The organism is Nocardioides sp. NPDC000445, assembly GCF_040300245.1.
GTDB lineage: Bacteria > Actinomycetota > Actinomycetes > Propionibacteriales > Nocardioidaceae > Nocardioides.
Genome location: NZ_JBEPDH010000002.1, coordinates 1 through 11,662, shown reverse-complemented (window position 1 = coordinate 11,662; position 11,662 = coordinate 1). Strand labels below are relative to the sequence as shown.

Below are 11,662 nucleotides of genomic sequence, written 5' to 3'. Positions count from 1 at the left end.
ATTCAGGATATGTTTCATTTTCTGCACGAACGTTGTAGGCATGTCAATAGATGCCCTACGGTCGAATCATGAACACGGACCTGACGCCCGTACCGGTGAATCCCGCGGCGTTGCCGGCGCCGCGCGGCTACTCGCACGGCACGCTCAGTGGCAACACGCTCCATCTCGGCGGCCAGACCGCGCTGGACGAGCACATGCAGATCGTCCCCGGAGGCATCGTCGAGCAGTTCCGGCAGGCGTTCGGCAACGTACTGACGACGCTGCGGGAGGCGGGCGGCATCGCCGAGGATCTGGTGTCGATCACGATCTACCTGACCGACATCCCCGACTACCAGGCGCACGGCAAGGAGATCGGCGCCGTCTGGCGCGAGCTGGCCGGACCGGTCTACCCGGCCATGGCCGGGATCGGGACCACTGCGCTGTGGCAGCCGGAGGCGATGATCGAGATCCTCGGCGTCGCCGTCATCCCCGACGAGCGGCTGGTGCGGCCGGGAGGTCGCGTATGAACGGTGTCGCCCGGAAAGGGGGTCAAGCCTCGATTTGTCGTCTGCCGGGTCAGGCACCGAACAGCAGATAGAGGCCCATGTATGTGTAGAGCACCATCGCGATGAGCAGCGGCAGCTGACCGGCGACCTGGTGACGCCGCGGGAGGATCTCCAGGGCACGGTCGTGCGCTGCGATGACTCCCAGGACGTGCCCGGTCACGATGGCGACCACCTTGGTCGTGGCCAGGAAGGTGGCATGCTCGGAGAACCAGTAGTTGACCTCCCAGTCCCGGGTCCCGAACAGATTCGCCCCGGTGCCGCCGGGGTCGCTGATCTGGATCAGAGTCTGTGAGCCGACCTGTACGAAGAAGTTCAGGTAGTGGGCCACCATGTAGCCGACGACGATCGGGACGATGGAGTGAGCGAGGCGACGCGGGATCTGCCGGCGATCGACGCTCTCATCGGCCCTCGTCGCCATCGACGCCGCCACGAAGACGACTCCGACCACGGTGACCGTCGTCAGGAGCCCGGCCGTTCCCAACACGATCGAATCGACGCCGCTGGACTGGACGAACCGGATCCAGGTCGCGCTCTCGCGCCAGCTGTCGTACGCGGTGCTTCCGAGGAGGACCGCGACCGTGGCCACCAGTCCTGCTTCGCCCGGCACACGGGCAAGGTGGCGCAATGGACTGATCCAGACGAGGTCGCCTTCCTCGTTTCGGGCCCACGGTGAGAGGTGGGCCAGAAGGGTGGAGTAGACCTCGAACGGGTCGGCCCGCTCGAGCCATCGTTCACCGAAGATCGCGCCGCCGAGCAACATCGCTGCCAGGTAGCACGCGAACCACGCGCGAACCGAGCCGAGGTAGGTCGCCTGGGGTGAGACGAGCTCGAGCCAGACGAAGGCGAACAGACCGATTGCTGCGGGCCAGTACCCCAGGCGAGCCGGATATCGGCGGATGCCTTCCTCGGGTGGTCGCCCCGCGACCTTCGCGAGGATCACGTGGAAGGTGCGGGCCGGGCTGACAGCACGGTAGAAGCGGCCGAGCAGCAGCGAAGCCGGGACGATGCCGACCCAGAGCCAGACGTAGACCACGCCGAAGGTGGGGTTGCTCAGCAGGTCCGGCCCGAACAGCGCGGGCCAGAGCATGAAGCAGAAGAACGTCATCCCGAGTACGCGGACGCTCATGGTCCAGCCGCGACCGTCCAGGAATGCTGCGAGACCCGCGTGGACAGCTCGTTCGCCGCCGGTCGTCGCGAACCGAGGCGTACGCCACGCCAGGAGCAGAACGACGAATGACAGCACGAGGGCGGCCGTGCCGCCCGCGATCGCGACAGGGGCAGGGATGGGCAGGTCGGCGCCCCCGCCCAAGCCATGCATGGGCAGCATCAGGGCGAACAAGTCAGCGCACCTCGATGAGGGCGACGACGGCGCCGGTGTCGTGGTCCTCGACCTCGACGGTGCCAGGAGTGCTCACCACGATCTCGCTGTTCGTGGTCCCCTCGGCGTACTCGATGGACTGCTCCGGAGTGGAGTGGACGTGCAGCTCGCCGGCCCGGTCGGAGTCGATCTCCACGGCGAGCTTCTCGCCGGTGCTGAGCTCGATCTCCTCCGCATTGGGCGAGACCTCCTCTCCGTCGATCGTGACCGTGAGAAGCGGACCGAGATCGGGTGACTCGGTCGTGGCAGCCGAGGGGATCACGGAGGACGGCGCGGCCGGCTCGGCCGATGGGACAGTGTCTTCGTCGTCGTTTCCGCACGCGGCGGGCGCGAGGACGAGCGTCAAGGTCACACCGATGGTGGCGCTGAATCGCCAGAGAAGGCGGCGGTACGTAGGCATGGGTATCCCTCAAGCCCTAACCGAGGAGGTCCGAACCGGGTAGCGCTGCGAGCGCCACGACGATGGCCGAGGCTGAGACCGCGGCCACCTCCCGCAGCCGGCGGCGAGCGGGCTTGTCCCGCCGGTCGTCGCTCTGCTCGGGGTGGGATCTGCGGCGCCGCTCCTGGAGCAGGAGTGCCACCCCCGTGCCGACGATCACCACCGCCAGCACGCCGTACGCCGCCAGCTGCCAGCCGCCGGTCGTGGTCGCCGCGAGCAGCACGACCGCACCGCCCTCCACCATGATCCGGGCAAGCAGCCGCGCGGCGGGCGCCGCCTGTCCACCGGCTCGACGTAGGACCGTCCACCGCATCACCGCGGCGCCGACGGCGACAGCAGCCGCCAGTAGGAGCGCGATGCTCGCGGCCACGCTGAGCGGCCCCGGTCCCGCCGGTGCGTGCGGGCGGGCGAAGATCCAGGTCGCTGCCAATGCCGAGGCGGCACCGAGCACCGTCACCGCTGTCATCCAGCGCTCGACCGAAGTCCGGGCGGGCGCGCTCCGCAGGAGCTGCCAGAAACCGAGTGTGAGCGGCAGCATGATGAGCAGTCTGGCCATGAGCGCCGCCCCGATGTCCGACTCGACCGTCCCGGCGAGGAGCGCCGGGTCGAACGCGTCGCCGAGCGAGGTCCGGGCGGCGTAACCGCCGAACGAGAGCAGGGACACGAGCGTCGCCAGCACCATGGTCGCCCAGGTGCACTTGAGCAGACGGCGCGACCCTGGACGGCGGGTGCCCTCGGGCCAGGCGACTCCGAGCACGAACACGGTCCCGACGCCGAGCACCAGGGCGGCCGTCGCGAGGGTTTCCGCCACCGTGTACACCGCGACGACGACCGGGTCGCGGTCGACGACGAGGCCGGGGACCGCGGTGAACCTCTGCGCGGAGTACACCGAGAAGGTCGACGACCCGATCATCGGCTCGAGGGTGCTGGACGGCACCGACCAGACGACGGTGTAGATCCCCTCGTAGCGGGCTTCCGGCATGGGCACGGCAATCGCGTCGTCGGCCCCCGGCGGGTTGTACGGCCGGGTCGACACGATGCGTTCGCCCGCGGGATCAGTCATCTGGATCGTCGTGAGCTCCGCGGGTACAGGCCGGTCGAACGTGATCCGGACCTCGTCGGGGGACCTGACCGTCTCGCCGTCCTGAGGGCTCACGGAGACCAGCACAGGGTCACCGGATGTCGACGGCAGCACCGTGAGCAACACTCCCCAGCAGGCCGCGACCAACACGACCAGCCCGATCACGCGCCGACGGATCCTGGGGCGGGGTGGGCTTGTCACAGCCCGTGGGCGAATATCCTGCGCCGTCATCGGCCGGCCTCCTGCGTGATCGGGAACTCGTGGGAAATTTCGGGTCTGGCAGAGACGGTCCGGGGCTGTGCAGCGCAGCCCAGCCCCGGACCGTCGGTGGTGTCAGATGCTGATGCTGATCAGCAGGCCGACTCGTCGATCGGGTTGATCTGCTCGCAGGTCAGACCCTTTCGCCAGGCCGCCGGGATCTCCTGCGACCAGCCGTTGTAGACCAGCGGGAGGGCCAGGACGCCCTGTCCACCTACACCCGGGTGGGCGACGAGCTCGTCGTCCATCTTGGTGTCCGCCGTCGGCCCCAGCGTCAGCTGGCCGGCGATTGCGGCATCCGAGATGTCGCCATCGTTGTTCGGGTCGACGTCGATGACCTGCATGGCGTTGGAGAACTTGTTGGAGACGTAGGCGTAGTAGCCGCCACCCTCCTTGGCGCCGAAGTTGGCGCCGTGGCAACCGGCGTTGCACGGCAGATCCTTGATCAACTTGTGTGTGTCCGGGTCGATCACGTTGACCGTCTGGGACAGGGTGTTGACCGCCAGCAGCGCCTTGCCGTCCGGGCTCACCGGGAGCTGGATGGTCAGTCCGCCCCACGACTTGCCCTTCTCAGGACCGGTCTGCGAGTCGTAGTTCTGCCACAGGTCGATCGTGGAGTTCTTGGCCACACCGCCGTCGGGGGTCGCACACGCGTCCTCCTTCAGCGACACGCACGAGACGCTCATGCCCAGGAAGTTGGACAGGTACGCCTTCTTCGAGTCCGGCGTCATCGACGTGGCGATCGGGAACGCCCCGACGGGCTCGTGCCTGACCTTCCCCGTGTCCATGTCGGCGATGACGGCCTCCTCGGTCATCGTGTTCGGCGCGACGACCGTCTTGCCGTCATGGCTGGTCCAGTGCGCGTGCGGGTGCGGGGTCATGCCGCTGTCCGGGTCGGCGTGGATGCGCTTGACGATCTTCGTGGCGCCCGGTGCCGCCTCGACGATGTCCGTCCCGGCGTTGATGCCGATCGTGAGGTTGTCGTTGCCCGGACGGGTCATCACGTGCGCCGGGTTGGGCCCGACCTCGAGGCTCCGTACGAACTTGCCGGTCTCCCGGTCGAACACGTCGGTCTCGTTGTCGAACCACTCGTTCCCGTACACGTACTTGTAGTCCTTGTCCGACCACATGTTGTGCACGTTGTTCATGTTGATCTCGGGGGCTGCGATCTTCCGATCGATCGTCCAGTCCTCGGCGTTGATCTTCGTGATGGAGCCGTGCTTCTTCTTCCCTGCGAAGTCCTCCATCTGGGTGGCCATCCAGACCTCACCCACGCCCGGGGTGGTCGGCTTCTTCAGCGCCGGCAGCTTCCTCGGGTACTCGAACTTCTGGTCGTAGTACGCGTCCAGGTTCGGGATCAGCACGGGCTTGCCGTCTGCGTCGTACTGCAGGATCGGGGCGGGCGGCTGGACCGGGTTCCAGGACACCTCCTTGGAGTCGCTGAACTGCTGCCAGTTGTTCGGGTTGGTGATGGTGAAGAAGGCGTTCACCAGCCGCTGGATGATGTCGGCGTTCGACGGGACGGCCTCGGGCTTCCCGTTGACCACCAGCTTCTCGCCGAAGTCGAGACCCAACGTGAGCGGGTCGTCGACCACGACCGCGCCGAGCATGTACGGCGCGACCGAGTCGGTGAAGGCGTACAGCCCCGGCTCGGTGAGCTGGATCGTCTTCTCGCCGAAGAAGGCGCCCTTGGAATCCATGTACGGGAACTCGTCCGCCCCCTCGGGAGCGATCAGCCCGATCGGGTTGCGGATTCCCTGCGACTTGGCCGGGTCCACGTTGAACGTGACGGTGACAGGGGGCCCCTCGACCGCGAACTCCTGGAGGGACTCCAGGACACCCGCCAGGTCCACGCCGACCGGCAGCGAGGTCAGGTCGACCGGCTCGCCCGCCGGCATGTCGGCGACAGTCGCCTCGAGCTCGCCGATCAGATCCTCGGCCTCGGCGGCCTTGTCAGCCGCCTCCGGCGAGGACTTCGCGATGCCCTGCACGGTGGCCAGGGTCGAGTCGAGGGCGAGCGGGTCGGTTGCGCTCGCGCCGCCGGGGGTGCCGAGCCCGCCGATGATGTTCTCGACCAACGACCCGTCCGCCGGCAGCAGCGGGCCGCCGACAGAGGGCACGCCGCCAGCAGGTACGGCGACCCGGGGGAGCACGCCTACCGCGAGGGACTTGCTGCCGAAGAGGTTGAGGCCGGAGTCGAACCATCCTCCGTTCTCGTCGGTCAGGTCGAAGGTGATGGGGAGCGGGCCCACCCCGACCGGCTGCTGGCCTACCGCCGGCATGGTGGTCAGACTCGCCGCCGTGATCGCCGAGGCCGCCGCCACGGCCACCGCGCCGAGTCGTCGTCGTCGATTCCTGGGCCCCAAGAAGCCTTGGGGAGCTGATACAGACATGAAGAATGCCTCTCTTTTCTAGCGCATTTGATTCGATCTCCAAGGTGAAAATTCGGGGAATCCCGAGGAGTGGTGATCACTCAATACTGCCCTCATTAAGAGCCCTCAACCCTGGGTGAAATCTCATCGTTAATGGGACCTCACGGCCTCACGAGGCATTCATTTCGGGGAGGAGATTCGACGGCTGGCGTCGAGTTTTGCGCTCAGCATATACCCCCGGGAGCTTAAATACCCCTCGGAGTTTAAATACCCCCGGGCGTTTATGAAATCGCTGCAGCCGAGGACGCAATTCGAGGCACGTTGCGCTTTTTACTGGCGCGTTACGTCGCGGCGACGAGTCGGTCATGGCTGATCGGCCTACTGGCTATCTGACCCCGGATTGTCTATCTGGGAACCCCTGAAACATCCACAACATGCCTCTGAAACATCCAAGGTAACTGGATATAAGGAGGGGAAGAGTAAAGAAGGAGAACCATGCCCAATTTCACCTGCGTTCACCAGGCCGGCTCCGGAAGGACGGTCCAGCTGCTTGCCGATATCGACGTGAGCAGGGCCGTCGAAGCGATGGAGCTGGCATGACCACGATCCCCGCTGACCCCTCCCGGCCCCGGGCTGGTGCCGGTACGGCCGATCGAAGGCGATCCAGCGCCGAGTTGTGGTTGCTCGCTCGGCGCGTGCACTTCATGGCCGGCCTTCTGGTCGCACCGTTCCTCGCGGTGCTGGCGTTGACCGGCCTGGCCTATGCCTTCACTCCCCAGATCAACGATGTGCTGTACGGCGACGAACTGCACGTCGAGGCGCAGACAGGGGACCCGCGACCGCTCTCGGAGCAGGTCGCGGCCGCACTCGCCGTCCATCCCGACGCACACGTCACCTCGGTCATTCCCGCGGAGGACCCGGACCGAACCACCCGTGTGGTGCTCATGGGTATTGACGGCCTGCACCAGACCGGGAGCCACTTCTCCTCGGAGTCGCTGACCGTGTACGTCGATCCGTATACCGGCGGCGTGACTGGTGAGCTGGTCACGGTGGCCGACCGGCCACCCGCGCAGGTGTGGCTGCGCGAGCTCCACGGCAACCTGCACCTGGGCGACCTCGGTCGGATCTATTCCGAGTTCGTTGCCAGCTGGCTGCCCTTCATCGTGCTCGGAGGCCTGGTGCTGTGGCTCAGCAAGCGGGCCCGTGGCCGGTCCCTGCGGGCCGTGCTGGTTCCGTCCTTCACCGCGAAGGGACGTGCACGCAACCGGTCCTGGCACGGGGTGCTGGGTCTCTGGCTGGCGGTCGGGCTACTCGGCATCAGCATCACCGGCCTGACGTGGTCGACGTATGCCGGTGGCCGCGTCGACGCCGCGATCACTGCCGTGAACGGCAAGACTCCGTCGCTTTCCCCGTCGGAGGTCGCGGCAGTGGGCAGTGCTGAGCCGATCGGTTTCGACCGTGCTGTCGAGGTGGCCAGGTCGGAAGGCCTGCAGGGTGAACTCACTCTCGCGCCGCCGCACGCCGCCAAGGAGCCGTTCATCGTCGAGGAGTCGTCCGAAGGGCTGCCGATCCGCAAGACCGCCGTCGCCATCGATCCCTACACCGAGCAGGTCACTGCCCGCCAGGGCTGGGAGGACTACCCCCTGATGGCCAAGCTCACCAGCATCGGTGTCGATGCCCACAGCGGCACCCTGTTCGGTCTGGCCAACCAGCTCCTGCTGGCACTGCTGGCCCTGGGATCGCTCGTGCTCCTGGGGCTGGGGTATCGGATGTGGTGGCAGCGCCGGCCCGCTCGGTCCGGGCGTTCCTCCCCGCCACCGGTGTGGCGCAACCTGTCGGTGCCGATGCTGGTGGTGGTGCTTCTCGCGGCGGGCGCACTGGGCTGGGCGATGCCGGTCTTCGGCGTCACCCTCGTCGCATTCGTCCTCCTCGACGGCACCGTGAACGCACTGAGGCGGCGTCGCGCACGCGTGAGCGCCGTCTGAGGCGTCCCGCCACGACCGGCCGGCGGGATCTGGTTGGTCGTGGCGGGACCAGCGAGCTAGAGCGGACGCCCGAGCGCCGTGGCCAGCGAGACCGCGATCGCCATCACGACGAGCTCGAGCCCGGCCCACGCGCTGAGTGGCGTGGGCTGCTGGCGCGCCACCCGATCGACGACGGCAGTACGGATGTACGCCCCCGAGCAGCCCAGCAGGACCATGCAGGCGAGCTTGCCCATGACCAGCCAGCCGGCACCGGTCTGTGTCAGTGCGTCGACCACGTCTCCCAAGGGCGGCGTCACGTCGCCGGTCAGCCGGGTCGCGGCCAACAACAGGCCGCTGACCGCCACCAGCGCGAAGCTCGCCTCGGCGACCCGCGAGAACCGGGGAAGAACGACGGACAACGTCTGCCGGTCGGCGCTGACGATCAGAAAGGTGATGGCCAGTCCACCCACCCAGAGTGCCGCTCCGGTCACGTGGAGGGCGCTGGCCATCATCAGCAGCAACGGCGGCTCGCTCTGCGAAGCGTGCCCGCTCATCGACACGGCCGTCAGGCCCGACAGCGCGATCAGAAAGCCCACGTCCGGCGGCAATGACGGCCGCCGCAAGCGGGCAACCGAATAGGCGGTCAACGCTCCCGCCGACCCGGCGCTGATCAGCAGTGCGAGACCCAGGCTGACGCTTCCGCCGTAGCCGAGCACACCGCCGACCGGCACCCGTAGCTGGCGGAGAGAGATCTCCGCCGCGTTGAACCAGAGACCCAGCAGCGCCGCGACCGCCCAGACCGCTGCGGCCCACACCGCCGCCGTTGACGTACGTCGGGCCAGGGCGGGAGCACGGTCGCGGCCGGCCTCACCCAGAAGCACCAGCACCAGCACGGAGCCCACGGCACCGATCGCGCACACGTTCGCGATCCAGCGGAGCAGCGGGATCCCGGTGCGCACCACCACCGACGGCTCGGGAATGCCGACGACCGGCTTGGGCAGCGTGGCCAGGATCCCGAAGGCAAGCGCGATGAGGCTCACGCCGACAAGCGCCGAGACCTGCAGGAGCCGGGCACGGTCGTTCATGTCGCATCCGTTCGGCGTACGGTCTGGCGACCGATGGCCCCGACGCACGCCGCGATCGCGGCCAGCAGCGCGATCCACAGCCACGTGGGCAGCGCTGCCAGGCCCCGCGGCCGATCCACGTCGAACGCCGTCATCGCGGTGGCAGCGGACGCGGTGGAAGCAATGGACGTGGCGGAGGTGGCGGACGCGGTGGATGCGGTCGACGCCGACTGCCGGATGTTGATCGGCACTGACCCGATGATCGGGTGGCCGTCCGCTCCGAGCACCCGGTAGTCGATCCGGTAGCGGCCAGGAGCCCCCAGCTCACTCATCGAGGCGGTCAAGGTGTTCCCGTCGATGCGAGCACGACCACACGCCCAGTGGCTGCTCTGTGGCCCGGTCACCACTATGCCGTTTGCGCCGGGAAAGGCTTGGATCGGCTGGTCGAACGTGAGCACCACCTCCGACGGGCTGGCGGCGAGCACGGCGCCGGCATGTGGAAAGCTCGTGACCAAGTGGGCGTGCGCGGACGCCGGCGCTGCTGTGAATAGTGTGGGGGTTAAGAACGAAAGCGCGAAGATCGTTGCTGCGAACGCCGTGGCGAGGCGCTGCGATCCGCGTGTTGAAGCATTCGACATTGCTTCCACCTAGTGAGTTTCGAGAGTCATCGAACGAGGGGTGGTCCATGGCTCAGCCGACACCGGGCCCTGCGCAGGAGAGCGCAGGACCACGTGTCGCGTGCCTTCTTTGGGCTCAGTGCCCGTGAGTCGGCTCGGGGTTCTTCTCGCCGTCCGTGTCGGTGCCGACGCGGGAGTGGCTGTGATCGCCGTGGTTCGGGCGGTGACGACGGACGGAACGGGGATGTCGGTGGTGCTGCAAGAAGTTTCCTTCTTCATGGCGAATACCCATTCTGTGTTCGCGAACGCGCACCACGATGTGCGCGGGGCCAGCCTCGAAAGTCGGCACCTAAAGTTGAACTCAGACGGGTTGCGCCGCAGTTACGTATCGCGCATAGCGCTAGTAACAAATAAAAGCGCTGAGTGAAATGGCCTTAACGCTGGCGTTCAGGGAATCGGGGTGGCAGCAACACCCCCGTAACGCCTGGCTGTCGATCAGCCTTTTCAGGCGTTCATGTGAGCGCGTTGTGAACTGAGAATACCCATACGGGTTGGGGGATCAATTGATTCAGGGAGCAATTCTTACCCATGCGCCTTGGAACGTGGAGGAGCGTCTGACGCCCTCGCAAAGGTGGACGTGGATAACCTCTATGCGTACGTCTTCAGAATCACTTTGGGCGCGTGCCATCGAAGTGCTCGTCGGGGAGATCCACGACGCCGTCGCCGGTGGCATCTGCGGCCTCGATGGGGCGCCGGGACCAGTAGCTCGCCAGGATCGAGCCGGAGACGTTGTGCCACACCGAGAAGATCGCGGCAGGCAGCGCTGCGGCCGGTGAGAAGTGGACGGTGGCGAGCGCGGCGGCCAGCCCCGAGTTCTGCATGCCCACCTCGATGCTGATGGCGCGCCGGCTCGAGATCGGCATGCCGCAGACTCGCCCGACCGCGTACCCGAGGGCCAGGCCGGCGACGTTGTGCAGGACGACGGCGAGCACGACCAGGAGGCCCACCGAGAGCAGCGTGTCGGCACTTCCGGCGACGACGGCGAGCACGACTCCGGTGATGCCGGCGACCGAGATCAGCGGAAGCACATCGATGACCTTCTCGATGAGACGCGGCAGCAGCAGCCGGAGCACCAGGCCGAGCAGGACCGGGACGAGCACGATCTCCACGATCGAGACGAACAGGTCGCCCGCGGAGACGGGCAGGTCCTCCCCGATCAGGAAGAGGACCAGCAGGGGCGTCAGTACGGGCGCGAGCAGGGTCGACACGGAGGTCATCGCCACCGACAGCGCGGTGTCGCCACGGGCCAGGAACACCATGACGTTGGAGGCGGTGCCGCCGGGTGCGCAGCCGACCAGGATCATGCCCGCGGTGAGCACGGCGGAGAGGCTGAGCGCGTTCGCGATGCCCCAGCCGAGCAACGGCATCACGGTGAACTGGGTGGCGACGCCCAGCAGCAGCGCCCACGGCCGCCGACCGATGATCGCGAAGTCGGCGGGCCGCAGCGTCATCCCCATCCCGAGCATGATGATCTGGAGCAGCAGCGGCACCTGGGCCGCCCACCCGTCGAAGGTGCTGGGGGTGGCCAGTGCGATGGCGCCGGCGACCAGGACGATCAGGGCGAACCAACGCCCCACGAAGGCGCTGACCTGTCGGACTGTGTTCATGCTGTTCCTTCCGAGAGTGCGGGGCCGCCGCGAGGGGGACGGTGACACTTGTCACACTAGTGACGCACTTGTCATACGTCTATGCCCTTGAGGTGGTGAACCGAGAAGAAGCCAGGTCCCGGCTGGCCGCCGGAACCTGGCTTCCTCGCGTGGGTTCTTGGGTGAGTCAGGCCTTCTTGGTGGCCCAGAAGATCTCGGCGATCTCGTCGATCTTGGCCAGGAGCTTGTCGGCGACCTCGAGGTCGAGGGTGCCCTTGGTGCCGGAGGCGCCGGCGAG

9 protein-coding genes are annotated in these 11,662 nt (G+C 67.2%); 2 read left to right on the top strand and 7 right to left on the bottom strand.

Features of this window, described 5'->3' with window-relative positions; translation table 11 throughout:
- Positions 1–68 precede the first annotated feature (68 nt).
- Positions 69–506 (top strand): RidA family protein, encoded by a 438-nt coding sequence (locus tag ABT304_RS02590; protein ID WP_350713212.1) that lies wholly within the window; start codon positions 69–71, stop codon positions 504–506.
- A 49-nt stretch (positions 507–555) separates the two neighbouring features.
- On the opposite strand, the gene ABT304_RS02585 is transcribed toward ABT304_RS02590, so the two are convergent.
- The 4 genes from ABT304_RS02585 to ABT304_RS02570 all read right to left on the bottom strand — a co-directional run bounded on the left by ABT304_RS02585 (position 556) and on the right by ABT304_RS02570 (position 6,094).
- The gene (locus ABT304_RS02585; protein WP_350713211.1) at positions 556–1,884 is read right to left on the bottom strand and encodes a hypothetical protein; all 1,329 of its coding nucleotides are present in this window, start codon (positions 1,882–1,884) and stop codon (positions 556–558) included.
- Position 1,885: 1 nt separating this feature from the next.
- Positions 1,886–2,323, bottom strand: a complete 438-nt coding sequence (locus ABT304_RS02580) for a hypothetical protein (RefSeq protein WP_350713210.1) — start codon at positions 2,321–2,323, stop codon at positions 1,886–1,888.
- Between the two features lie 16 nt (positions 2,324–2,339).
- Positions 2,340–3,608: a copper resistance CopC family protein gene (locus ABT304_RS02575; protein ID WP_350713209.1), complete on the bottom strand. Its 1,269-nt coding sequence runs from the start codon at positions 3,606–3,608 to the stop codon at positions 2,340–2,342.
- A 185-nt stretch (positions 3,609–3,793) separates the two neighbouring features.
- Positions 3,794–6,094, bottom strand: a complete 2,301-nt coding sequence (locus ABT304_RS02570; protein ID WP_350713208.1) for a YncE family protein — start codon at positions 6,092–6,094, stop codon at positions 3,794–3,796.
- A gap of 575 nt (positions 6,095–6,669) precedes the next feature.
- Here ABT304_RS02570 and ABT304_RS02565 point away from each other — a divergent pair.
- Positions 6,670–8,058 (top strand): PepSY-associated TM helix domain-containing protein, encoded by a 1,389-nt coding sequence (locus ABT304_RS02565; protein ID WP_350713207.1) that lies wholly within the window; start codon positions 6,670–6,672, stop codon positions 8,056–8,058.
- A 56-nt stretch (positions 8,059–8,114) separates the two neighbouring features.
- Here ABT304_RS02565 and ABT304_RS02560 read toward each other — a convergent pair whose 3' ends face one another.
- The 3 genes from ABT304_RS02560 to ABT304_RS02550 all read right to left on the bottom strand — a co-directional run bounded on the left by ABT304_RS02560 (position 8,115) and on the right by ABT304_RS02550 (position 11,385).
- Entirely contained in the window at positions 8,115–9,122 is a 1,008-nt protein-coding gene (locus tag ABT304_RS02560; protein ID WP_350713206.1) for a CopD family protein, read from the bottom strand.
- Positions 9,119–9,739 (bottom strand): copper resistance CopC family protein, encoded by a 621-nt coding sequence (locus ABT304_RS02555; protein WP_350713205.1) that lies wholly within the window; start codon positions 9,737–9,739, stop codon positions 9,119–9,121. Before ABT304_RS02555 ends, ABT304_RS02560 begins: the two co-directional genes overlap by 4 nt.
- Positions 9,740–10,386: 647 nt before the next feature.
- Positions 10,387–11,385, bottom strand: coding sequence for a bile acid:sodium symporter family protein (locus tag ABT304_RS02550; RefSeq protein WP_350713204.1), 999 nt, complete (start codon positions 11,383–11,385; stop codon positions 10,387–10,389).
- Positions 11,386–11,662 lie beyond the last annotated feature (277 nt).

What these genes read in the sequence shown, in the direction of transcription:
- ABT304_RS02590 (WP_350713212.1), top strand. Translation starts at nt 69, where the DNA reads ATGAACACGGACCTGACGCCCGTACCGGTGAATCCCGCGGCGTTGCCG.
- ABT304_RS02580 (WP_350713210.1), bottom strand. Translation starts at nt 2,323, where the DNA reads ATGCCTACGTACCGCCGCCTTCTCTGGCGATTCAGCGCCACCATCGGT.
- ABT304_RS02570 (WP_350713208.1), bottom strand. Translation starts at nt 6,094, where the DNA reads ATGTCTGTATCAGCTCCCCAAGGCTTCTTGGGGCCCAGGAATCGACGA.
- ABT304_RS02565 (WP_350713207.1), top strand. Translation starts at nt 6,670, where the DNA reads ATGACCACGATCCCCGCTGACCCCTCCCGGCCCCGGGCTGGTGCCGGT.
- ABT304_RS02560 (WP_350713206.1), bottom strand. Translation starts at nt 9,122, where the DNA reads ATGAACGACCGTGCCCGGCTCCTGCAGGTCTCGGCGCTTGTCGGCGTG.
- ABT304_RS02555 (WP_350713205.1), bottom strand. Translation starts at nt 9,739, where the DNA reads ATGTCGAATGCTTCAACACGCGGATCGCAGCGCCTCGCCACGGCGTTC.
- ABT304_RS02550 (WP_350713204.1), bottom strand. Translation starts at nt 11,385, where the DNA reads ATGAACACAGTCCGACAGGTCAGCGCCTTCGTGGGGCGTTGGTTCGCC.